This window comes from Agromyces sp. Leaf222 (assembly GCF_001421565.1).
GTDB lineage: Bacteria > Actinomycetota > Actinomycetes > Actinomycetales > Microbacteriaceae > Agromyces.
Genome location: NZ_LMKQ01000001.1, coordinates 635,642 through 659,564, shown reverse-complemented (window position 1 = coordinate 659,564; position 23,923 = coordinate 635,642). Strand labels below are relative to the sequence as shown.

Below are 23,923 nucleotides of genomic sequence, written 5' to 3'. Positions count from 1 at the left end.
CGACTCCCCTGACTCAGTTGATCTTGACGACGCTGCCCTTGACCGTCGTGATGCCCGATGCCGAGAGCTCGGCGGTCGCCTGGCCCTTCAACGCGAGGGTCGCGCCCTCGATCTCGGTCTTGCCCTTGCCCTTCAGGGCGAGCGACGCCCCCTCGATGGAGAGCTCGCCCGTGGCCTTGATCTCGATGCTCGAGCCCGAGAGCGAGAGCTTGCCCTGATCGGCCTTGACCGTCGCATCCGCCTTGGCCGTCACCGTGACCGGGCCCTCGGAGATGATCTCGATGCCCTTCTCGCCCGACTGCGTGAGCGTGACGCGCTGCTTGCGGTCGGTCGTCGAGAGGGTCAGGGTCTCGGTGCCCGACTCCTCGGTGAAGACGACCTCCATGCCCGTGCGCGAGGTGAACGAGCGCTTGACGACCTTGCCGTCCTTCACCGACTCCGCCCACGGCGTGCCGGGCTTGTCCTGCCCGTTGTACAGACCGCCCAGCACGTACGGTCGGTCGAACCGGCCGCCCTCGAACGCGACGAGCACCTCGTCGCCCACCTCGGGCATGACGACGGCACCGCGTTCGGGCCCGGCTCCGGGCTGCACCGTGCGAGCCCATCCGCTCACGTAGTCGTCGGACAGGTACGGGAAGGTGAGCTTGACCCGACCGGAGGCATCAGGGTCGTCGATGTCGCTGACGAGCGCCGACACGACGCCGGGCATGCGCGCGGCACCGGCCGCTCCTCCCGCACCGCCTGCCAGCGCCCCGCCGCTCGCGAGCCCGAACAGCGAGCGATCCGAGGCGTTGCTCACGGTCACGGTCGTCGTGTAGCCCGCCTCGGCGGAGAACTCGTGCGTCGCCTCGGTGACCGTGTACCGGCCGTCGAACGGGGCGCCGTAGCCCTTCAGCGACACGGCGGTGCCCGAGTGCATCTGCGAGTTGCCGAGGATCCGCGCCTCGACCTCGGCGAATCCGCCGGCGATGCGGTCGGCGACCGCCTTCGCCTGGCTCTCCTGTGCGCGCTGCACCCCGTCGCCGAGCGCCGACACGTACGCCGGCGAGCCGAACGCGCTCGCAACCGTGGCCGGCTTCAGCGTCGCGAGGTCGACCGACCTGGTCTCGGGTTTCGCCTTGGCGATCACCGCCTGCTTCTGCTTCGGATCCCACCCGCGCACCTCGATGTCGGGCACCTGGCTCGCCGCGGTCACGGTCGACGTGAGCCAGATCGTGTTCATGCCGTGCTCGATGACGACCGGATCGTCGCGCGCCGACTCCGCACCGGCCGGGGCCTCGTTCGCCATCGTGCGCGGCGCGAACACGAGCCCGTCCTCGACGACCGAGAACGTGCAGCCCGAGGCATCCGCGAGGCGCTTCAGGAAGACCCAGTCGCTGACGTTGTCCTGCGTGACGTGGTCGACCACGCTCGTGTCGGGCACCTGGATCTGCTTGACGCGCACATTCGCGCGCCGGGCGACCTCCTGCACGATGTCGTCGACCGTCTTGTCGAGGTAGGCCGCGACGCGTCGGCCCCGCGACAGCCGGTGCGACCGGTCGAACCCGCGCACCCTCGTGCGCAGGGCGCCCGCGACATCCTCGCGGTCGATCGCGGTCACCTCGCCGTCGAGGAGCCGCTGCGGACCTTGGGCGCCGTTCTCGGAGACGGTGAGCAGCACCGCCTTGCCGATCGCGAATCCGGCATCGGCCAGCACCGTGCCCGCCGTGTCGGCGAACTCGAGCTCGAACGAGTCGGGCAGGTTCGCGGCATCCGTCACCCGGCCCGTGACGAGCAGGCTCGACGCCCCCGCGGGAATCGGCCGCCCCTCGACCGAGACGAGCAGGAGGCTCGTGTACGTGTCAACGGCCGGCATTCGCGACCTCCTTGCGCACGACGACCAGGGTTGCCGGCCTCACGAGTTCGTCGGCGGCCGGCAGGAACACGGCGCGACCCGGCACGAGCCGCATCGGGTCGTCGATGCCGTTGACGTCGGCGAGCACGCGCCACATCGCGGCGTTGCCGTATTCGCGGTAGGCGATCCCGGCGAGCGTGTCGCCCTCCTTGAGCGTGTGCACGCGTCGAGGGCGAAGGCCGCCCGACGTCGGGTTCTGCTTGCCGGGTTCCTCGGCGATCTCCTCGAGCGAGACCGCGCACACCGCGCGCAACGGCGTGCCGGTCGGCGAGAACAGCGTGTACTTCGCCGAGACCGACTTGATGTAGCCGACGAAGCCCGAGAGCACGCCCCACTTGAATCGCACCCACGGCGCCGAGGGGGTGTCGCTGCGCTTGGAGTCCTTCGTCGGGGCGCACGCCTGGAACAGCTTCTCGACGCGCTGCACGACACTGTCGCCGCCCGAGCCCTGGGTGTCGTCGAAGAACATCTCGACCGAGAGCTTCTGCGCCTCGGGCCCCTGATAGGTCGCGGGCGGCGCGGAGGTCGCCTTCTTCTGCTTCTCGGTCTTCCAGCTCGCCGACTTCGCCATCGTGAGTTCCTTGGGGTTCATCTGGAACTCGATCGAGCCGATCGGACCGCCGGGCACGCCGGGCGTCTTGCCGGGCTCGAGCAGTTCGAGCACGGCGTGCGTGAGGCTCGCGCTCGTGGTGTCGGTCTTCGTGACGGGCATGGGATGCTCCTCCGGGTCAGCCGTCGGCGTCGATGCCGTGGTGGGCGAGCTCGAGGGTCTCGGTGAGCACCTTCGGCTGGTCGGCCGTGAACGACGGGCCGGTCCAGCGCACGGGCACCACGCGCTGCAGGTACCAGGTCGCGATCTTGTCGCCGTAGGCGTTCTGCGCCTGGATCTCGGCCGTGCTCGGCTTCAGCGCCGGCGCCTTCGAGATCCACGCGAGGATCGGCTGCGACGTGCCCTTGCCGACCGGCCGCGAGAGCTTCACGTTCGAGAACTTCAGCCGGGTCGGCAGCTGCCAGACGAAGCTGTTGTTGCCGCCCTCCTCGCGGGATTCGAGCACGACCTCGACGCCGAGCCCCTCGCAGCTCGCGAACTCGCCGAGCGACTCACCGTCGATCTTCACGACGTAGCTGACGCCGACCGCGATCTTGGTGTCCTCGATCATGTCGCCTCCCCCTTCAGATTCCGTCGATCCGGATGCCGCGGCGTTCCCGATCGAGCAGCAACTCGGCCTTCAGGCGGCGCGCGAGCGGGCCGTACAGTCGGCCGGCGAGTGTCTCGATGCCCGCGGGCGAGGTGTCGATGCCTCCGGCACTGCCGCCTGCGGCTGCACCCGCGGCTCCGGCGGCTCCTTCGGCCGGCGGGGCCGACGCGGTCTCCGGGGACGGCTCGGCCGGCGGCGTCGCTCCCGGGTCGACCGCGGTCTGCACGACCGGGCCCGAGTCGCCCGACCACCCCGATGAACCCGACCACGTCGTTGCGTCGTGGCCGTCGAAGCCGCCATCGGATCGACGCGCGGGCGGGGTCGACGCGACCGGCAGCACCATGCGCGAGACGGATGCCACTGGCGGGCCGGCGATCGTCTGCGAGGCGCGCTGCACGGCGACGGGGGTCGGGCCGAGGCTTCGGAGCGCGGCCGCGGTGGTGGAGGGGAGCGACTGGCGGGCGGCGCCGCGTGGCGAGCCGGGGTCGAAGCCGGGACCGGTACCGGGATCCTCGGATACGGCGAGGCGGCTCACGGCGAGCGGGGGCGCGCCGAATCCGGGAGCCGTCGTGAGCGAGGTCGAAGCCTCGGCGGTGTACTGGGCCGGCTCGGCGCCGGAGCCGGAGTCGTCGGGCGCGTCGAAGGCGTCGGCCGCTCCGGCCGCGCCGGCCGCTCCGGCCGCGCCGGCCGCGCCGGTCGGGCCTGCCGACCCTGCTGCTTCCAACGGCGGCGGGGTTCGTCCGAACGTGCGCTGCACCCAGCCGAACACTCCCCCGGTCGGCGCAGACGCTTCGGCCGGCGTGCCTGCCGCGCGGTCCGCACTCGTCGCAGCCGACGCTCTGGGCCCGCTCGCGGCGCCGCTCCCTCGCTGCACACTCGACGACTCGCGCTGGATCGCTGCATCACCGAAGGCCGCACGGGCGGGTGAGGGCTGCGATGACACCGATGCCGACGACGTCGTCGGCATCGGGTCGACGACGACCGCCGTCGCCGGCACGGCCCGCGGGCGCACCGGCATGCCCGACGACGTGACCGCGTCGAACGAGCTCTCGAGGGAACGCTGCGCGATGAGCGGCACGACGTGCGGTGCAGGCGCACGGTCGAGCGTGGGCGGGGCGGCCCCGCCGTCCGGCGCGAAGCCGTCGGATGCCGCCTGCTCACCCTCGGCAGAGGCCTCGGCGTGGATCGCGGCGTCGCCGTCGGCCCCGCCGTCGCCCGAGCTCGGCATGCGCTGCAGCGCGAGATCGACGGGCGCCGCCCAGTCGACGGGCGAGCCCGCCATGGACTCGGGATCGAGGCCGTTCGCTCCCGCGCCGAGCCCGGCCGGTCGTTCGGCGAACGCGTCGGTCGCCTGCGCACCGCGGTCGCTCGCCGCTGCACCGTCGCGGTCGTCGCGACCGAGGGCGGATGCCGCCGGATCGGCCGGCGGGCCGGACGAGACGGCCGCGCCTCGGGTGGCGGCCGCCTCGCGTTGCACGGTGGACGGCGACGGGATGGGCGTCGACGCCTCCTCCGCGGCGAGGTCGGGCGCCACGACGTCCGGCACCGGCCCCATCTCTGCGCCGCCGGCGACCGGCACCGACTCGGAGATCCCGGTGCGGCCTCCGGCCAGCGGCGCGCCCAGGCCCATGCGCCGACCGGTCGGCTCCGCGGCGCCCGTCGAGCGCTGCACGGTCGGGCGCTGCACCGTCGAGCGCTGCACCGTCGCGCGCTGCACCGTCGCGCTCGAGTTGGCGGGCATCGCCGGTGCGGCAGCCGGCGATTCCGACGGCGTCGGCAACGGAGCCGCGAGACCGAAGCGGCCGGGGTCGCGCGTCGGCGGCGAGGCCGCGATCGTCGGGGTCTCGGCGAGGTCGACCGGTGCGGATGCCGCTGGCGGCTCCTCCGCCGGTGCCACATCGTCGGGCGGGGCGGGTGCACTCGCTGCGGCATCCGCCGCCGTGGAACGCTGCACGATGCCGGGCAGCGCCAGGTCGGGCGCGGGAGCGGCGGACGAGGGGCGGGCGTTCGCGGCGCCGGTCGAGGGCTGTGGCGCGTCGGCCACCGGCATCCGCTCGGCCGTGATCGGGGTCTCGGCGATCGCCGGGTCGCCGGCTTCCGATTCGGCTCCCGCGCTCCCGGTGAGCGGGAGGTCGAGCATCGGGCGCTCGGCTGCCTGAGCGTCGGAGGTCTCCGCGACCACGGCCGGCGCGGCATCCGCCACGGGCTCGGGCGTCGACACGCTCGGGATCGACGGACCCGACGCCGCCTGCCGCTGCACGACCGCACGCCGCTCGCGCGCCAGCTCGGCCGCCGTCTGCGGTGGGCGCAGGGTGAGGTCGGCGACCGCGGCCCGTTGCACGGGCACTCCGAGGTCGCTCGCCGCAGCAGCCACCGTGCCAGAGGGCGCCGCGGAATCCACGACATGCGTGAGCTCGGCCACCCGGCTCGGAATCACGCGGGTCGGCAGGGCGTCGACCCACCCGGCGCGCAGCGTCGCGGGCGGGTCATCCGCGATCTGCCGTTGCACGGGAGGCAGGAACGCCCAGCCGGCCGGCGAGTACGCCGTCGACGCGGTGCCGCCCTGGCCCGAATGCCCGGACGCGCCCGAGGCGCCGGACGCGGCGGAAGGCGCCTCCGCGCCCCCACCGGATCCTCGCGCCTGCCCGCCGTCGTCGGCCGCGACGCGCTGCCACGGCCAGCGCATCACTGCTCCTCGGTGAGCCTTGTGTTGATCGCCGCGATCTCGCGCACGTAGCGCAGTCGCACCGCGTGCTCCATGTCGAGGATGTCGTCGAGCGACCAATGGAAGTGGTAGGCGACGTACGCGACCTCCTCATGGATGCGGTCGGTCGAGTACGTCATGATTCCCCCAGGCGGCCACCGGCGAGATCCGCGGTGAACCGGTGCGAGCACTCCGGGCAGGTCACCGCGATGCGCGTGTGGCCCTCGGCGTTCACCCTCCGGTAGAAGTCCTGCAGAAACGCGACATCCGAGGCGAACATGTTCTCGACCACCGACGCGTCGATCGGGCCGAGCGAGCCGAGCGAGGTGATCACCCGGCCGAGCAGCACGACCGTCGTGTACGCCGGGTTCTCCTGCACGCGCGCGTCGTAGAGCGGCAGCAACTCGTCGCGAGCCGTCGCGAGGCGCATGACGCCCCGACGGTGCACCGTGCCGTCGGAGCCGACGTAACCACGCGGCAGCTCGAAGGCGAACTCGGTGCGCATCACCCCGTCGTCGGCCGACGAGGGTGCGCCCGCGACATCCGCCCCCTCGCTGCTCGGCCTCGTCGCGATGACGCGTTGCATGTCACTTCACCTCGGACTCGTCGAAGCACACCGTGAACTTCTCGGTCGCCTGCTCGGTCGCGCCCGCCTTGAGCGAATTGACCTCGACGCTGCGCACCCAGCAGTTGCGGAACTCGTACTTCTTGATCGTCGCCCCCGCGTAGTCGAGCAGCTCGACCGACGCGGTCTTGCGGGCACCGGCCACGTCGCCCTTCATCACGACGCCGAGCCAGTCGGAGATGGTCTTCGAGTCGGTCAGGCCGCGGGTGACGGTGAACTCCCCCGTCTTGGCGCGCCCGATCAGCTGGCGCGCGACGTACTTGCCGTCGGCGAGCTGCTGCTTCAACTCGATCTTGTCGACCTCGTTCTTCAGGCCCGACACCTCGGTCACCTTCGGCAACTCGATGCCGTCGATGGTGACCTTGAAGGCGTAGGCCGGTGACGAGTCGAACGGATCCGCGAGTCCCATGGTGTGCTCCTCTTCGCTGAGATGTGGTGTGGATGTCGGATCATTCGTTCACGAGGCTCGTGCCGCCCGAGAACTGCGAGAGCTCGAAGATCACGAACTCCGCGGGCTTCACGGGGGCGACGCCGATCTGGCAGACGACCTGGCCGGCGTCGATGACCTCGGCCGGGTTGGTCTCCTCGTCGCACTTCACGAAGTAGGCCTCGTCGGCCGTCGCGCCGAACAGGGCGCCGCTTCGCCACTCGTTCACCAGGAACGCCGAGATCGAGCGCCGCAGCTTGCCCCACAACGCCTGGTCGTTCGGCTCGAACACCGCGAACTGCGTGGCGCCGAGGATCGACTTCTCGAGGTAGTTGAACAGGCGGCGGATGTTGACGTACCGCCAGGCGGCATCGCTCGACAGCGTTCGGGCACCCCACACGCGGATGCCGCGGCCCGGGAACGCCCGGATCGCGTTCACGCCGATCGGGTTCAGCAGCTCCTGCTCGGTGCGGGTCAGCTGCGTCGCGAGTTCGACCGCGCCGCGCACGACCTCGTTGGCCGGGGCCTTGTGCACGCCGCGCTCGGCGTCGTTGCGGGCCCAGACGCCGGCCATGTGACCGGACGGCGGCATGAACCGGTTCGTCGAGGTCACGGGGTCGAGCACCTTGATCCACGGGTAGTAGAGGGTCGCGAACTTCGAGTCGTAGCCGGCGCCCGTGCGACGCCATTCGCGCACCTCCTGCGCCGAGAGGTTCGGCGGCGGATCGAGGATCGCCATGCGGTCGCCCATCAGCTCGCAGTGCGCGATGACCGCGAGCTGCACGGACTTCACGATCTCGAGGGTGACGGCGCCCTGCTCGTAGGCGGCCATGAGGTCGGGCACGGCCACCATGGTGACCTCCTCGATCTCCTCGAGGCCGCCGAAGCCGGTGCGGTCCGCCGAGTTGCCGATGTAGTTCGCCGCCGAGATGCCGTCGAGCACGATCGGCTGCTCCTCGGGCTCGGGCACGACGAGGTCGAACGTGCCCGTGCGCGGCGTGACGCCGGCCGATGCCGGGTCGCGTTCCTCGACGGTCACGAGCTTTGAGTCGGCCGAGATCTTCGTCACCACGTAGGCGGCGCTGTCGGGCTTCGGCGAGACCTGCTCGTAGACCTCCGGCGAGCGCCCGTCGACGGTGATGACGACCTTGAAAGCGCCCTCCTCGGGCTCTTCGCCGCCCGGGTCGGCGATCTCGACCGAGATCGGCTTCGCGTTCGGCGAGGCGTTCTTCGCCGTGAAGACGTAGTTGCCGATCGCCGCGGTCTGCGGGCCCGACGCGAGCGACTTCGGCTCGCCTCGCTTGCTCGCGCCCTTGCCACCGCCTCCGCCACCGCCGGCCGCGGCCGTGCCGATGCGCACGACGTAGCAGTTGCCGCCGCCGTTCAGGAAGTACCCGTACACCGAGTACGCGAGATAGGCGCCCGGATACAGCCCGCCGAACGTGTCGACGAACTGGGTCCAGTTCGACACGAGGGTGGGGGCGTTCTCTGGGCCTTTCGGCGCCATGCCGACGAAGGCCGCGACCGCGGTTCCGACGCCCTCGATGGGCCTCGTCGCAGCCTCGATCTCCTGCACGTACACGCCTGGAGAGAGATAGGTGGGCATCGGAAGCTCCTTCGCGGTTCGCAGCGGTTCGCATGCTCGCGTTCAGCATCGAACGGATGCCGCGCCCCGGCGCTGTCCGGCGGGACGTGCAAGTGGGTAGCGAGGCGTGCGCGATCGGGCAGGCGCGGCCGTCGCGGCAGGTGCCCGGAGGCCCCTCCGCCTGCGGCGCATCTCCCGCCATCGAGGTCTCGCGGCGGAGGCTTTCCGTTTTCCGGTATGCCAGTTCCCCCTCATCGATGAGGCGGAACTGGCATACCGAAATCGCACAATTCACCACCAATGGGGCGGCCAAGGTCCCCCGTAGCCGATCGGAGCCGTCTTCGGACGGAAACTTTCTCCCTTCGAACCGTTGCAGGGTTGGCAGGCGAGTTGCGCGTTCGCGAGGCTGCCGTCTCCGCCCTTCGCACGCGGCCACGCGTGATCCACCTGAGACGCCACGCCGATTCGCCCGCAGAACACGCAAGTCCGGGTGGGGTTCTCTGCGATTGCGAGCGCGATGACCGCCTTGTCGAACTTCGGACCGACCGGGGTCATACCCTGAACACCCGGCTTGATGGTCGGTACGAGAAGCTTGCTCGGATCATAGGGACCGACCACCTTCGGCGGCGTCTTCGCGTACTCGGTATTGAAGTGCGCATATCCGAAGCCACGCCCGAGTTTCTGCCCCACGGTGATGCGGAACATCAGGACCTTCTTGGTTGGATCCTTCGACTCCAGCTGAGCCGGCAGAGGAACGCCCCAGTACACGTTGACCATGTCTCCGACGTTCAGGTTCGGCTCGTGGTCTGCGGCGCCGTTGCTCGGGAGGGCCGAGTCCTCGGTCGTCTCCGGGTTCACCTTCCCGTGCACTGCCCAGACCTTCCCCCGTTCCACGAGTTCGAGCGAGGCCATCCGGTACCGCACGCGAATCGCGCTGAGCACCGTGGGAACCAGCCGGTCGACGAACGGCTTTCCCTTGAACCTGTTCACAGCTTTCACCGCGGCCGCCACGCCCTTGTCGAGCCGCTGCTTCTTCTCCGCCTCGACCTGCTCGGGCGTCTTCTCCTTGATCCCGATCTTCTTCTTGAGCTTGCCCCAGGCCTCCTTGCCCTTGGCCTTCACCTTGGCGAGGGCGCGCTTGCCGAGCGCGATGGCCTTCTTGCCGAAGGCGATGGCCTTGCCGACGACCCAGTCGATGACCTTGTTCACGGGCTTCTGCACGGCCTCGATGATCTTCTTGATCTTGCCGCTGATGCCGCCGAGGCCGAGGAGCGAGGCCATGAAGCCGATGATCACCGGCACCATGCGGCCGAGGGTGTTCTCGATGTAGCCGGCGACCGCGCCGACGCCGCCCGAGGCGATGGACTCGACCGAGTCGAGGATCGAGTCGACGAAGGCCTTGATCTGCTCGGCCTTCTCGACGAAGAACATGACGACGTCGTAGATCATCTTGCAGGCCTTCACGAAGGCCGACGCCGGGTTCAGCATCGAGACGAGCCAGACGATGCCGGCCTTGATGATCTCGACGGCCACCATCTCCTTGACCTGGCCCATGATCATCTCCTTGATGTCACCGACCTTCTCGAGGATCATGCGCCAGATGCCGCCGAGGCCCTCCTTCACGATGAGCTTGACGACGTCGAAGCCCTGCTCGACGAGCTCGATCGCCCCCGGCGGCAGCTTCGCCGCGATGCGGGCGCGCACGTTCGCCCACGTGAGCCCGAGGATCGAGAGCACCAGCTTGAGGATGCCCTGCAGGTCGAACTTCGCCGGCAGGTCGATGCCGGCGGCCGACAGTGCGCCGAACAGCCAAGTCTGCAGCCCGTTCTTCAGGTGGGTCGCGATGTTCGTGCCGAAGGCCATGACGCCGCTCTTCACGGCGTTCACGAGGTTGCCGAGGAACGCGATCGGGTCCTTGATGATCTTCTCGACGGCGCCCGCGGCCCTGGCGAGCACGCCGAGCAGCATCGTCTTGAGCTTGAGGATCGTCTCGACCGCACCGACGACGGCGTCCTTCGCCTTGTCGACGAGGCCCTTGTTCGCCTCCTGCATCGCCTTGATCTCGTCGTCGACGGCGGTGCGCGCCTCGACGTACTTCGTCGCGAGGTCCTCGGCGAGCGCCTGGCCCTTCTCGTCGACGGATGCCTCGAGCTCGGCGAACCGGCCGCCGACCTCCTTCGCGGCATCCGTTCCGACCTTCTGCAGCGAGGGCTTGAGGCTCTTCGTATAGGCGTCGATCTTCGCCTTGCCCTCGGCGATCTTCGTCTTCGCGGCGTTCAGCTCGCCGCCGACGAGGTCGGCGATGCGGTCGATCGCCTTCGACATCTCGCGCTCGTAGGTGGCGCGGGCGCGCTTGAAGATCTCGTCGACCTCCGGCTCGGGGCCGAGCAGCAGGTCGGCGGCCCAGCGCATGGCGCCGATGGTGTCGTAGGAGTAGCGCTTGTCGCGGAACGCCTTCATCTCGCGCGTGTGCTGCTCGGTGAACGCCTTCTTCGCGGCCCCCTCGCCGTCCTTGAAGGCCAGGTCGACCTTCGCGTCGATGCCGTTCAGGATGCCGTCGACGGCGGTCTTGGTCTCGTCGAAGAGCCGCGTGACGTTCGCCGTCACCGCGGCTCGTTCCTGCTCGTCCTTCGTGCGCGCCGCCTGCTGGCCTCTGGCGACGCCGCTGCGGCTGGCCGCTCCGGCACCCATGAGACCGGCGGATGCCGCGGTGCCGGCGCTCGCGGCTCCCTGCTGCGCCTGCCCGAGCTGTTGCGCCTCCTGCGCGCGCAGCTGTGCGGGCGCGCTGAGGGAGTGCGCCTCGGCCTGCGACTTCGCGGCGAGCGCACCCGTGAACTCCGGCTCGTTCGATCGCCGGAGCTGGTCTTCGGTGACCCCCGCGTCGGCCATCTTCTGGTCGGTCTCGGCGGGGCCGTTGCGCAGATCGGTCTGCTCAGGTGGCGCGCGCGACGGCGCCGCCTGGGCCGCGTCGATCTTCGTCGGCCCGGGCGGGGCCTCGGTCGGAATCGGGGTGACCTCCTTCTCGACCGCACGCGACGGGTCGGGTGGCCGAGCGGATGCCTCGTTCATGGGTCGTGCGGCGGTCTGCGCGTTGCGACCGGCGATGCCGCGCACCTCGGTGCCGACCTGGTCGGCCTTGCCGGACTTGCCGAACTCGTCGGCGTCCTCGAGCGTCTTGGGCGTCTGCTTGTCGATCGCCGCCTTCACCGCGGCGACGAATGCGGCCTTGTCGAACCCTCCGGCCGGCACGGCTCCGAGCGCGTCGGCCTTGGCCGCCTTGGCCTGTGCCTCGCGGTCACCCGCCGGCGGCTGGGCGGCGTGCTGCGCCTCGACCGCCTTGGTCGTGGGAGACGGATGCTGCGCCACGCGCCGGGTGGCCGAGCGGATCGAGCCGTTCGCGAGCCGGAGGCCCGGATGCGCGGCCGGGTTCGGCGTCGGCGGCGGAACCGGGGGCGGCGGGATCGCGCCGCGCACGAGCCGCTGCACCTGGCCGGGCGTCTCGGCCTGGACGGACGCCTCGGGTCGAGCGGCGGGCACCTCGGACTCGGCCCTGGTCGCCGGCGAACGCGCGGCGAGCATCGCCGCGACGGCGGCATTGCCGGCGGAGGCCTGCAGGCGCATGAGCGCGGGCGGGCGGGCGGCACGCGCGGCACCGCCGCCGTCCGCGTTCGCGGCGCGCGTCGCCGGCGCCCGCGCGTGGTCGGCGCGGGCGCGATCCGCGCCCAGCAGCGTCATGCCTCCATTCCCGCGCAGACCGACGCGTTGCGCGGCGACATCCGGGAGCCTTCTCGGGCACAGGCGGGTGCCCGAACGGGCAACGCACCGAGTCGGCGGCTGAGGCGCTCGACCGGGACTACGCGGATTCCCGTAGGAAGGCGGACTCCCTGAACCCGTCGGCGTCGAGCGTGACCACCGTCGACTCCTCGACCTCCACGAACGCGCCGGGAAGGTCGGTCAGCGGCTCGGAGACGACGACCCGTGCCTTGGCGCCGAAGAGGCGCAGGCGATCGACCTCGGGGTACATCTCCTGCAGGGTCGGCATGTCGACCGAGTAGTAGAGGGTGCGGGACCGGTGCGTCGACGAGTACCGGAAGGCCCAGATCGTCTCGCCGTCCGAGACGGCGAACGTGCCCTGCACGACTTTCGGCACCCCGTGCGCCAGGCCGATCTCCTCGATGCGGCGGAGGGCGCGACCGAGGCCCGCGATCGGGTCGTCCTGCAGGCCGTACGTGATCGCGAGGTAGAAGACGACCTCGGAGTCCGTCGTGCCGTGCACGAGCGGGAACAGTTCGGGGTCGAGTGCGAGCATCATGTCGCGACGCAGTCGCGGGTGGTCCACGATCACGCCGTTGTGCATGAACATCCAGCGGCCGTGCCGGTAGGGATGGCAGTTCGTCTGCTGGATCGGGGGGCCGCCCGCCGCCCTGACGTGCGAGAAGAACAGCGGCGAGTGGATCGCCTGCGTCAGCTCGCGCAGGTTCTCGTCGTGCCAGGCGGGCTCGATGCTGTGGAAGAGCGCCGGCTCGGGCATGAGCTCGTCGGTCGCGGGATACCAGCCCACGCCGAATCCGTCGCCGTTCACCGTCTCGGCGCCGAGCGGCGAGTTCAGCGACTGCGCGACGAGCGAGTGCCTCGGTTCGAGGATGAGCAGTGCGGGGTGGATCGCCTCGCCCGAATACGCCAGCCAGCGGCACATCTCAGACCTCCTTCGGTCTATGGAAGATGATAGACCTTCATGATCCGCTCGGCCCGGGATCCCGTTCGGGCACAGGCCGATGCCCGAACGTGCAGCACCTGCGGCGAAGTCCGTCGGGGAGTCCACTCTGGAAGGGTGACGACGGTTGCGATGGCGGCATCCGCGTCGGCCCGCGCGCACGGCTCGCGGGCCGCGCCGAGCCGCTCCACGCCGAATGCGCCGACCCGGCTGCCCGACGGGCGGGTGCTCGACCTCGTCGCCCTGCAGCGCAGCGCCGGCAACCGCGCCGTGAGCGCGCTCGTGCAGCGGCAGCACCAGCGAGCGAGTGGCGGCTCGACACGGCCCGGCGGCGCGCGCCACGCGACATCCGCCCACCCAGCGATGGTGCAGCGCGTGCCGGTCACCGTGCCGTCGCGACAGGAGACGCTCTTCAACGACCGCACGACCACGCCGGGCGTCGCGCGCGCGAATGTCTACGGCAGTGCGGCGGGCAGCAAGCTCGACATGACCCGCGGAGGCACGCCGGAGGTGGCGACCGCGACGGTGCGCATCCGGTTCGTCGACCAGTCGCGCACCCCGGTCGCCGGCGCCGGCGGCGTGATGGGCCCCGACAGCGAGCGGGTGGTGCCGGCCGGCGATGCACGCCGCGCCTTCGCCCTGACGACCTGCACGACCGCGCCCGGCCACTGGAACAACCGCGCCGTGCTCGTCGGCGAACGATCAACACCGAACTGGCTCGTGCGCCAGTTCAGCGACGATCGCGGCGGGCCCGTGCGCCTGCCGCTGCGCTTCCGGGCCGAGCCGGTCTGGGACCTCAGCGGCAAGGACAAGTACCCGACCGTGCGCCTCTTCCCGCAGGCGCAGGCTGCCGGCGGCAACACGCACCCCATCGACGCCGGCAACTACTACATGAACGTGGCCAACTACGGGGCCGCGAACGCCGAGGCGATCTACGCGCACGAGTACGGCCACCTCATCGGCCTCTCCGACGAGTACTCGCAGTCGAACCCGCAGATGCACGCGCTCATGCACGAGATGGATCCGGCGACCTCGGCGCAGCGTGGCGCCGCGCTCGACCGCGAGGCGGTTCGTCGCATGATCCTCGCCTCGCTCGTGCCGCAGTTGCACGCACGCGTGGCGGGGGCGGCCGGCGAGATCTCGCAGCAGTTCCTGCGCGCGCAGGGCCCGGTGCGCTCGGCCCTCGGCGCGAGCGTGCGCACCGCGATGGCCGACCCGACGACGGTCGCCGCCCTGCAGATCGCGGTGCCGCCGGCGGGCGCCAGGCTCGCACCGTACGTTCCCCGCACGCTCGCGGCCGCGGCCAGGAACCCCGCGAACACGACGACGCCGGCGGCGACGGCCGTGGCCGCCGAGTTCGCTCCGGCCCCGATCGAGGCGATGCTGCGCCAGCTCTACTACTCGTCGTTGAACACGGCGGCGACGGGGGTGGTGGATGTCGGGGCGAACCTCGGCATGCACATCAACATCCAGGGCAGCTCGGGCCTCACCAGCACCGGCAGGCCGGCGGTCGGCGGAGCCACGGGGCTCTGGGCCGGCGGACCGGCCGCGGCCGGGGACCTCTCGGCCGTCGTCGACCAGGTGGCCGGCGCCTCGCGCACCGGGCGGATCCCCCCGCTGCGCGCCTCGGGCTCGATCCTCCGCGACCTGACATCGCTGCCGGCCGGATGGGCGGCCCTCGCGGGCGGTGCGCCGGCGTCGATGTCCGTCGCGACGGTGACGAACGACGTGAAGCAGTCGCTGGCGAGCGCGTTCATCGCGCGCGTCGGCCCGATCCTCGCCGGCACGGCCGCGCCGACGACCTCCGAGCGCCTCGGCACGTTCGTCGCCACGCTGAACTCCGCGGCCCGCACGGCGGCGAAGGCCGCGAGCGAGAACGCCGTGCGGACGTTCCTCGCGTCCGAGGTGCAGCCGGTGATCGCGAGGTCGACCGGTTCGCTCATGACGGCCATCGGCGAGGAGGTGACGCGGATCATGGGCACCCCAGCCGAGAAGCTCGCCCAGACCGCGCCGCGCGACCCGGCGATCGCGGGCATCGCGTCGGCGATGGCCGGTCGGTTCGCACTGGCCAAGGCCGGCGCCACGGTCTCGCAGATCGTCAGCGGCGGAACGGGGGTCAACCCCGGAACGGCCGCCCCCGCTCAGGAGGTCACGTACGGCACGGTGAACATGATGAGCGACAACACCGACATCTTCCGCGCCGACCAGTTCGCCGATCTCGCGACGGCGTTCAACGGTTCGGGCCTGAAGCGAAGCCGTGAGGGCGACTTCCACGTCGAGATGGGTGCGGCGTGAGCGTGGTCGAGGGGCCGCCGCGGGTGGTGGCCCGGGTCCGGGGGCCCGAGAGCGACCTCGCGTTCGCGGTGACGGATGTCTCGTGCTGGGTCTCTGTGCTGCGACGCCCAGGGGCGGATGGCGGCCCCGGTGACACGGTTGGCACGTTCCGCACGAGCTGCTCGAGCGGTGAGGCGGATGCCGCGGTCGACGCCGCGCGTCGCACGCTGGCCGCGCGGCACGACGGCGAGGGCGGCGACGTCGGCTGGTCGATCGACCTCGAAGGCCGGAGCGCGATCGTCTCGCACGGGACCGCGGTGGACGAGGGCCTGGACGCCGCCGTCGACCCGCTCATCGCCCGCGCGCTGGCGACCCCCGTCGCCGCGGTGCAGCTCGAGGTGCACGTCGTCGACGTGCCCGGCATGGGCGCCATGCTCGGGTTCACGTTCGCCTCGCTCGGCACCGAGTCGACGTCGCTGTTCCTCGAGGCCGAACGCCTGGCGGTGACGTCGGAGTCGGGTGACGACGTCGCCTTCGCCCCGCCGACGCTCGGGCTCATCGACGCCGACGGCGCCCTGCGCGACGGCATCAGGGCGGTCGCCGAGCTGCCGCCCGGTCGTCGCGCGACCTGCTCGCTGCCGTTCCCCGGGAGCGGCGACGGCGCGCACGCCACCGCGTCGGGCTCGATCATCCTGGCGGGGCCGTGGGCCGCCGTCGGCGACCAGCCGTTCACCGTGGGCGCACGGGTGCAGGTCGTGCCGAAGGGCGCGCTCGGCTGAGGTTCGGCCGGCGTTCAGCCGGCCGCCTCTTCCTCCTCCTCGGCCGCCTCCTCGCGCTGCACGAAGCTGCCCTGCACGGGCGCTTCCTCCTCTTCACCCTCGGCGTGACGCTGCACGGGTGCCGGCTCGCTCATCACGCGAGCGGCGTTCTCCGACGCGGCGCGCTCGAACCGGTCGCCTGGGTCGCTGACGCTCACGCCGCCGGCGCTCGGGGTGCCCTCCACCGGGCCGGAGCGCTGCTGCACGACGTGGGTGAGCTCGTGGGCGAGGGTCGTCTGGCCGGCCGTCGATCCGGGGTCGTAGGCGTCGCGCTGGAACACGACGTTGCTGCCGACCGTGTAGGCGTTCGCGCCGACCGACTTCGCGGAGTCGTGCGCCGCGGCATCCGTGTGCACCCTGACGTCGCCGAAATCTGCGCCGAGGCGCGACTCCATGTCGGTGCGCAGGCCGGGTTCGAGCGGCGCGCCCGACGACCCGACGACGTCGAGCACCGGCGAGCGCTGCTCCTCGACGAGTTCGCTGACCGCCCCGTTGCCGGCCTCGCGCTGCAGCCGCATGATGCCGGCCGGTCCGAGCACGTCGGGTCGTCGCTCGGCGAGCCCCGCCGTCTTCACGTCGGATTCACGCGCGGACTCGGCCGCCCTTCGCCCGACGTCGAGGTCAATGCCGTCGTAGTCGTGTGCGTGCATGGTGCACCTCCATGGTCGCCCGATTCCATTCCACCGCCATGCGGGCCGCGCGGCACGGAATCTGCCCGATCGGGCATCGCCTGCGACTCGATCGCGCGTCGTAGGCGCCACGCCCACTGCGCCCGCCACGCCCGCTGCGCCCGCCACCGGCATCCGGCATCACGTCACCGCCCCGCGACGACCGGCCAGTACGGGCCGAACTCGCGCTCCACCACGAGCCGGCCGAGCTTGCGGTACTCGCGGTGCACGGCGATCACGAGGTGCCGCATGCGCACGATGCCGTCATCGCCGGCCGCGAGGTAGGCGGCGGTGACCGCGGCCGACCGGATCCCGCCGCCCGCGAGCTCGAATGCGTCGCCGAGGAACACGAGGTCGAGGTCGTCGCCGCGCCGCAGCCGTGACCCGAGGCTGCGATCCCACAGGCGGGTGCGGTGCGCGGCATCCGGCATCGGGAAGTCGACGATCACGTCGAGCCGGCGCGTGAACGCCTCGTCGATGTTCGCGCGCAGGTTCGTCGCGAGGATCGCGAGGCCGTCGAAGGTCTCCATGCGCTGCAGCAGGTAGGCGCTCTCGACGTTCGCGTAGCGGTCGTGCGAGTCCTTCACGTCGCTGCGCTTGCCGAACACCGCATCGGCCTCGTCGAAGAGCAGCACCGCGTTCGTGCCGGCGGCCGCGACGAAGATGCGCTCGAGGTTCTTCTCGGTCTCGCCGATGTACTTGTCGACCACCGACGACAGGTCGATGACGTAGAGGTCGAGCCCGAGCTCGCCGGCCACGACCTCGGCCGACATCGTCTTGCCGGTGCCGGAGTCGCCCGCGAACAGCCCGACCACGCCGTGCCCGCGCCCGCCGCCCGGCCGCATGCCCCAGTCGCCGAGCACCTGCTCCCGATGCCGGGCCCGCACCTCGATCTCCTGCAGCGCATCCAGCGTGATCGGCGGCAGCACGAGGTCGACCCAGCCGACCCGCGGCGTCACCCTGCGGGCGAGCCGGTCGAGTGCCGACGCGTTCTCGGCCCTGGCGCCCGTGGCGAGATCCGCCGTCGTCACCTCCCCCGTCACCGAGAGCGAGGCCTGGGTGCGAGCGGTGGCCGATGCTCGGAGCACCTGCTCCGGGCGCAGCCGGAACTGCGCGGTCGCGGCGGCGACATCGAGCCCCTCGGCGGCCTTCCCGAGCGCCTGCGTCCAGAGCGCGGTGCGCTCCTCGGTCGTCGAGGCCTCGACGTCGTCCATCGCGGGCAGTTCGCGGAACCACCCCGGATCCCAGGTCGGCTCGCCGACGAGCACGGTCGGGCGCGGCGAGTCCGCGAGCACCTCGATGAGCGCCGGCTCGGTCTCGAGCGTCACCGGCGACACGACGACGCCGCGCCCCGTGAGCCGGGCCTCGCGCACCGCGAGACGCGCCAGGCCCGCGGCATCCGCTTCACGACCGAGTCTCGGCAGGTCGACCTGCACCGTGCCGAGGCCGCTCGCACGCAGGGCGCGTCGGGCGATCGCCTCGCCCGAGCCGGTCGCGGTCTCGCGCAGGTACATGAGTCGGATGCCGCCCGCCAGCGCATTGCGCAGACGGCGGTCGTCGCCCCACTCGATCTCCTCGGCGTCCACGAGCACGCCGTCGAGCGACCGGTCGGGGGTGTCGTCGCCGAGCAGGTGCCCGACGACGCGGTCCGGAACCCGCACCGCGCGTCCGGGGAGCGGCCGATCCTCGTCCTCGACGATGACGAGCCCGCCCGTCACGAGCGGCCCGGTCAGCAGGCGCGCGCGGTCGGCGGCGTTCGTCAGCGGCACCCCGCAGAGCTCGAGCGCGACGGTGACCGACGGGCGCCGACGCCCGACGTCGTCGTTGAGGTAGCCGAAGAAGCGCTCGAACCGGGGGTCCAGGTCCGCGGCGAGCGCGATCACGAGCAGGTCGACGTCGATCGGCGCGAGGCCGAACTCGTCGGCGAGCCGCCGCAGCCGCACCGGGTGGCCGGCGGCCTCGGCCATGTCGGCGGCCTGCTCGCACGCCGCGAGGCGAGCCGAGGCATCCGACCAGTCCGGCACCCCAGGCGCCCCCTCGAGCATGCGGTCGATGAGCTCGTCGCTGAGGTACAGGCCGCGGAACGGGTCGTCGGGCTGGGGATCGACCGCCCGGCGCGCGGCGACGAGGCGGCGGATGCGGTCCTCGATCGCGCCGAGACGCCCGAGCAGGTGCGCGAGGCCCGGGTCCTGCCCCATGTCAGTCCTCGTCGGAGGCCGGCTCGAACCTGGCATCTTCACTCCCGAATCCCATGGCCTCGAAACTGGCGCCGACGCCGGCCGTGACCGGCGGGCCCACGTGGTACGCGATGGCGCGACTGAGCGGTGCGGTCACCACGACGTCGAGCGACGGCTTCAACTCGCCGCCGAGCGACGACCACACGTCGGCGAACGCGCGGTCCTCGGGCGGCGGCTGCGCGATCGTGATCGAGCACGGCAGCCCGGTCTCGGCGAGGGTGTCGACGACGAACCCGTCCGGGATCGCGTCGAAGCGCAGGAAGCAGCGCAGCAGCGCGTCGAGCAGCCGGTGCTCGTCATCGGGCCGCTGCGTCCACGCGGTCACGAGGTACGACAGCTTGAAGTAGCGCGGCGCGGGGGCACGCGAGACGACGACGCCGCGCTCGTCGCGCGACTCGATGAAGCCGAACTCGCGCCGGCGCACGTCCTCGCGGATGTCGTAGAGGAACAGGTCGACCGTCGGCGCATTGCGCCTCGCCGCCCAGTCCTTCGTGGGGGCGTCGAGCGCGATGTCGATGTCGGCGGCGATGCCGTCCGACGCCTTCACGAGCGACCGGAGCGCCTCGTCGATCTCGCCGATCATCCGCCTCTCCCCACGATGTCCGGGCCCCTCGCCGAACGCGGCACCACGAGCAACTGGTTGCTCGACGGGATGTCGGCGAACTGGCCGTCTTCGCTGTGCATGATGAGCGTGCGGGCACCCGCGAACTGCCAGCGCAGGATCACGAGCGACCAGCGGGTCTGGGTCGGGTTGTCCGGGTTCGGCCACTGCATGGCCGACATCGTCGCGAGCCCCTCCCACCGCAGCGTGATGTCCGCGTTCGGCGGCAGGTACTTGCCGTACGCCGCGATCACATCGCCCGGCGCCGCCACGGGTTGTGCGATGAGGAGGTGCGGCTGCAGCACGGTGAACGGCTCGCGGTCCTGGCCGATCCACGAGGGCGGCAGGGTGCCGTCGACCGGCTCGGGCTCCGGGGCGGGACCGGGCACCGGCGGCGGGGGCGGCACGAACGACAGACCCACCCCGTCGACCACGATGTCGTTCGTGCGGGGAGCCACCTCCTGCGTGGCCGGCAGCGTCGGCGGCGGCATCGAGAAGGTCACGGTCACCACGGCGGATGCCCCTGGCTCATCGAGTCCCGTCACGGTGCACGTCGACCCGGCGAAGGTCGCGCACCCCGTCTGGGCGGTGCGCGTGAGGTACCCCGCCCACTCGAAGTCGAGCGTGATCTCCAGCCCCGGAAGGTCGGGCCCCGCCTTCTCGCGGGATATCTTCGTCGTGACGACGAGCTGCTTGCCGCCCGTGTAGCCCGGATCGCGATCGAGGGTCAGGTCGAGGCCGATCGCCGCCCTGATGCGGGTCACGGCGTCCTCGTCGGGGGTGACCCACTCGGTCGGCAGGTCCTGTGCGCCGTCAGCGTCCTGCGCGATGAGGCGCACGGCCTCCGCGCGCACGGCCCCGGTGACGACCGCCCCCGGAGGCGCGCCCCCGACGGAGAACTCGAGTCCGATCTCGACGACCGCCCCCGGCTTCGGCAGCAGGATCGCGCAGATCGTGCCGTCCCACGACTCGCAGCCCGTCGGCGGGGCCGTCGGATGCAGGAAGGCCGGCCAGGTGATCGCGACCTCGACGACGAGCACGCCGAAGGGTTCGCGCCTGCTGCCCGTGACGAACGGGTTGCGGGTCGCGGTGATCGTCGCGCCGACGTCGTCGCCGCCCTCCCAGACGAGGTCGCGCTCGACCTCGACGTCGAGCGGGATGAACGGGGCGACGCCCGCCACGGGCTCGTCGTCGGGAACGACCCATTCCACGGGCAGGTCGTCGGTCTCCTCGCCGTCGAACTCCTGGAGGTAGGCGCCCTCGGCCGTGACCTCGCCGTCGGTCACGCCGGGACCCACGGTGAAGGCGAGCAGGACGCCCATGCTCGGAGGGATGCCCGGTTCGTCCAACTCGACCTCGCAGACCATCCCGTCGGTCTGCAACGTGCAGCCCGACGGCGTGCTGACGAGGTCGAGGTACTCGGGCCACGTGATGGCGATCCCGACGATGAGCCGGTCCCAGAGGTCGCCGCCATCGCCGTCGTCCCGCTCGGCGCGAGTCGGGATGACCCTCGCCGCCAGCATCGGACCGTCCTCCCAGACGTAGTCCTCGCTGAGGACGACGTCGAGGGTCACGAGTGCGTCGTCGAGGGTCAGCCGGTCGGAACTCGACTCGACCCAGCGGTCGGGGTACACGTGCTCGATGTCGCCGTCGGAGTTCGACTCGACGATGACGACGGACTCGGCGCTGATCCTGAACCGGCCGAACGCCGGCGGGCTGGCGCGCACCTCGAACTCCATGGTGATCTCGGCCGTCGCGCCGGGCTCGTCGAGGCCCTCGATCATGCACACGTGGTCGAGGTACGAGGTGCAGCCGTCCGGGACGTCGAGGGGATCCACGAAGTCCGGCCAGTCCAGCCGCACCGAGACCTGCGACGCCGGCAGCACCGTCGTGACGTCGGGATGGTGCGTGACGGTGAACACCACGGCCACCTCGTCGCCACCGCCCGACGAGAGGAACTCGGCATCTGCCTCGGTCGTCGTCGTGAAGACCCGGTCGAGGAGCGCGTACGGCGTGCTTCCGGAGCTCGCCCAGGCGGGCGTCATGGCGACCCCTCCCGACGGAGGAGGACTCGCGGCAGGGACCACCCGGGTCTCGCGCGAGGCCGGGGCCATTCGCGACGTCGGAGCCATTCGCGACGTCGGAGCGAGCCCCACGCCCGAAGCGCCGTGCGATCGGTTCGCCCACGACGTGAGGCTGATGATCGGCTCGATGTACGTCCACCCGCTCACGAACGAGATGGCGAACGCGTCGAGCCGTTCGCGTTCGGCCTGCGACGCCGGCGGCGTGAAGTGCAGGTCCCACTCGCGCAGCACCCGCGGGTAGAGGTCGTCGTAGTCGACCGGCTCGTCCGGGAGGCCGGGCAGCAGGTTCGCATCGTCGATCGTGCAGTCGAGTGCAGACGTTCCGACCGCGATGCAGCCGGTCGGCGGCGGGTCTTCGAGCACCATGCCCTGCGGCCACGAGAGCCTGACGACGAGTTCTGCATCGTCGAAGGGGCGCAGGGCGAGTTCGTTGCTGAAGACGGCGAACCTGCCGAGCACGGGCTCGTCGTCGCCGACCGCCGCGAGTGAGAGGTGGTCGTAGTTCTGCACGGTGAGGTCGAAGACCGGGTCGGACTCCACCGGGGCGCTCGCGAGCGCGTGCAGGTTCGGATCGATCGCGATGGGTTCGAGGTCATCCACCGTCGAGCCGGAGAGCGCCCTGCCCCACGACACCACCTCCACCGTGAACTGGCTGATCGCCGCGGGGCGCCCACCGAGGTGTCGGAACTGCGCAGAGCACCCGTCGGCGACCCCAGGCGCCATGCCGCCGAGCACGCACACCGCACCCGAGTTGCGCGGGACTGTGTCGTATCGGTAGTTCCCGGTCGTGGTCCGGTTCGCCCAGGTGTCGCCGGTCGCGGAATCGGTCACCGATCGGAACTGGCTGGTGTTCCACGACAGCGCGACGAGCAGCACCGCACCGACTTCGGGCAGCGGCACATCGTGGTTCGTCACCGTGAATGCCACATCCACGGGTCCGCCCTGCTGGACCGTGGCCGGCGTCGCCGTGATCGCGAGGTCGAACCCGACGCCGTTGTCGGGGTCCTCGATCGTCACCCCGTCGCTCGTCCCGCCCGGGAACTCCTCGGTGGGCAGCGCGGCCGGAACCTCGTGGGGTGCTTGAGGGGCGCTGGTTCCGGCAGCGGGCCGGGTTGCGGGCGGCACCGCGACGTTCGGCATCGCGAGAGCCGGCACCGCCAGTGCTGGCGGCGAGACCGCCGGCTCCGCGCCTGCCGCGATCACGGCGGCCCGGTCCGGCGCAGCCGCAGCGATCGGTGATGTGCCCACCGCCGAGACGCCGAGGAGCACGGAGAGCGTCATGGCGACACTCGCCCAGGCGATCCGGCTTCGGCTCGTCACGGTCCTCCTCCGACCTTCCAACATTCGAGGCAGCGGCGCCGAGCGGCATCCGACGGCGGGCACCCTTCCGCGCATGCGCGGATGCCCCGACGGGCACCGACCCGGCGACACCCGGTCACACGACCGGACGCCGCCGCGCGGCATCCGCTCAGATGAGCCCCTCGCGCACCGCGTAGGCGACGGCGTGCGACCGGTTGCGCAGTTGCAGGCGGGTCGTGACGTCGTGGAGCACGTTCTTCACGGTGCGTTCGGAGTAGCAGAGCTCCTTGGCGATCTGCGCGGTGTCCCAGCCCTCGGCGACGAGCTTCAGCACCTCGACCTCCCGCGACGCAAGGCCGCTGAAGGTGATGCCGCGCGGATCGAGCACGGTGCGCTGCAGTCGGCCGACCTGGTCGAGCAGGCGCCCGAGCAGGTCGGGCGGAACGGTGCCCTCGCCTGCGGCTGCAGCCGTGATCGCCGCGAGCAGGCGGTCGGTCGTCGCCTCCGAGCGGCGCAGCAGCCCGACGACACCGCACTCGACGGCATCGACGAGCACCCGGTCGTCGAGCTGCGCGGCGACGAGGATCACCCGCGCCTCGCCGTTGCGGCGCAGGAACCGCAGGCTGTTCATCGTCTCGTCGTCGAACTCGTCGACGACGACGAGCACGACCTCCGGCGCCTCCGGGTCGTCGGGCCCGACGACCCGCACCTCTGGCCTCGGCCGGAGCGCGCTCGTGACGCCCGCTTCGGAGATCGGATCTCGTGCGTAGACCCGCACGGTCGTTCTGGTCATG

General features: G+C 71.6%; 17 protein-coding genes. 2 read left to right on the top strand and 15 right to left on the bottom strand.

Annotated elements, in window-relative coordinates:
• Positions 1-13: 13 nt before the first annotated feature.
• The 10 genes from ASE68_RS02810 to ASE68_RS02770 all read right to left on the bottom strand — a co-directional run bounded on the left by ASE68_RS02810 (position 14) and on the right by ASE68_RS02770 (position 13,130).
• Positions 14-1,855, bottom strand: coding sequence for a VgrG-related protein (locus tag ASE68_RS02810; protein WP_055854978.1), 1,842 nt, complete (start codon positions 1,853-1,855; stop codon positions 14-16).
• Positions 1,842-2,606 (bottom strand): LysM peptidoglycan-binding domain-containing protein, encoded by a 765-nt coding sequence (locus ASE68_RS02805; RefSeq protein WP_055854976.1) that lies wholly within the window; start codon positions 2,604-2,606, stop codon positions 1,842-1,844. Before ASE68_RS02805 ends, ASE68_RS02810 begins: the two co-directional genes overlap by 14 nt.
• 16 nt (positions 2,607-2,622) lie before the next feature.
• Complete coding sequence (locus ASE68_RS02800) at positions 2,623-3,054, bottom strand: phage tail protein (RefSeq protein WP_055854974.1); 432 nt, start codon at positions 3,052-3,054, stop codon at positions 2,623-2,625.
• 13 nt (positions 3,055-3,067) lie between these two features.
• Positions 3,068-5,779, bottom strand: coding sequence for a hypothetical protein (locus ASE68_RS02795; protein ID WP_055854971.1), 2,712 nt, complete (start codon positions 5,777-5,779; stop codon positions 3,068-3,070).
• Positions 5,779-5,937, bottom strand: coding sequence for a DUF6760 family protein (locus ASE68_RS20495; protein WP_169829218.1), 159 nt, complete (start codon positions 5,935-5,937; stop codon positions 5,779-5,781). The genes ASE68_RS02795 and ASE68_RS20495 overlap by 1 nt, the downstream gene beginning before the upstream one ends.
• Positions 5,934-6,383, bottom strand: coding sequence for a hypothetical protein (locus ASE68_RS02790; protein ID WP_055854969.1), 450 nt, complete (start codon positions 6,381-6,383; stop codon positions 5,934-5,936). The genes ASE68_RS20495 and ASE68_RS02790 overlap by 4 nt, the downstream gene beginning before the upstream one ends.
• A 1-nt stretch (position 6,384) precedes the next feature.
• Complete coding sequence (locus ASE68_RS02785; protein ID WP_055854967.1) at positions 6,385-6,831, bottom strand: phage tail protein; 447 nt, start codon at positions 6,829-6,831, stop codon at positions 6,385-6,387.
• Positions 6,832-6,871: 40 nt separating this feature from the next.
• Positions 6,872-8,455 carry a phage tail sheath subtilisin-like domain-containing protein gene (locus ASE68_RS02780; protein ID WP_055854965.1) on the bottom strand — a complete coding sequence of 528 codons (1,584 nt, stop codon included), beginning with the start codon at positions 8,453-8,455 and terminating at the stop codon, positions 6,872-6,874.
• 270 nt (positions 8,456-8,725) lie between these two features.
• Positions 8,726-12,169: an HNH endonuclease gene (locus ASE68_RS02775; RefSeq protein ID WP_055854962.1), complete on the bottom strand. Its 3,444-nt coding sequence runs from the start codon at positions 12,167-12,169 to the stop codon at positions 8,726-8,728.
• A 118-nt stretch (positions 12,170-12,287) separates the two neighbouring features.
• On the bottom strand, positions 12,288-13,130 hold the full coding sequence (locus ASE68_RS02770; RefSeq protein WP_055854960.1) for a class II glutamine amidotransferase: 843 nt from the start codon (positions 13,128-13,130) through the stop codon (positions 12,288-12,290).
• Positions 13,131-13,265: 135 nt separating this feature from the next.
• Between ASE68_RS02770 and ASE68_RS02765 the strand changes: the two genes are divergently transcribed.
• Together ASE68_RS02765 and ASE68_RS02760 are read left to right on the top strand one after the other, a co-directional pair.
• The gene (locus ASE68_RS02765; RefSeq protein ID WP_157421505.1) at positions 13,266-15,443 is read left to right on the top strand and encodes a hypothetical protein; all 2,178 of its coding nucleotides are present in this window, start codon (positions 13,266-13,268) and stop codon (positions 15,441-15,443) included.
• The gene (locus ASE68_RS02760) at positions 15,440-16,201 is read left to right on the top strand and encodes a hypothetical protein (RefSeq protein ID WP_157421504.1); all 762 of its coding nucleotides are present in this window, start codon (positions 15,440-15,442) and stop codon (positions 16,199-16,201) included. Before ASE68_RS02765 ends, ASE68_RS02760 begins: the two co-directional genes overlap by 4 nt.
• Before the next feature lie 14 nt (positions 16,202-16,215).
• On the opposite strand, the gene ASE68_RS02755 is transcribed toward ASE68_RS02760, so the two are convergent.
• From ASE68_RS02755 to ASE68_RS02735, 5 genes are all read right to left on the bottom strand, one after another.
• Positions 16,216-16,890: a DUF4157 domain-containing protein gene (locus ASE68_RS02755; protein ID WP_055854955.1), complete on the bottom strand. Its 675-nt coding sequence runs from the start codon at positions 16,888-16,890 to the stop codon at positions 16,216-16,218.
• A 164-nt stretch (positions 16,891-17,054) separates the two neighbouring features.
• The gene (locus tag ASE68_RS02750; protein ID WP_055854953.1) at positions 17,055-19,106 is read right to left on the bottom strand and encodes an ATP-binding protein; all 2,052 of its coding nucleotides are present in this window, start codon (positions 19,104-19,106) and stop codon (positions 17,055-17,057) included.
• Position 19,107: 1 nt separating this feature from the next.
• Complete coding sequence (locus tag ASE68_RS02745) at positions 19,108-19,728, bottom strand: DUF4255 domain-containing protein (RefSeq protein ID WP_055854951.1); 621 nt, start codon at positions 19,726-19,728, stop codon at positions 19,108-19,110.
• Complete coding sequence (locus tag ASE68_RS02740) at positions 19,725-23,111, bottom strand: hypothetical protein (RefSeq protein ID WP_055854949.1); 3,387 nt, start codon at positions 23,109-23,111, stop codon at positions 19,725-19,727. The genes ASE68_RS02745 and ASE68_RS02740 overlap by 4 nt, the downstream gene beginning before the upstream one ends.
• A gap of 187 nt (positions 23,112-23,298) precedes the next feature.
• On the bottom strand, positions 23,299-23,922 hold the full coding sequence (locus ASE68_RS02735) for a response regulator transcription factor (protein WP_055854947.1): 624 nt from the start codon (positions 23,920-23,922) through the stop codon (positions 23,299-23,301).
• Between the last annotated feature and the right edge of the window lies 1 nt (position 23,923).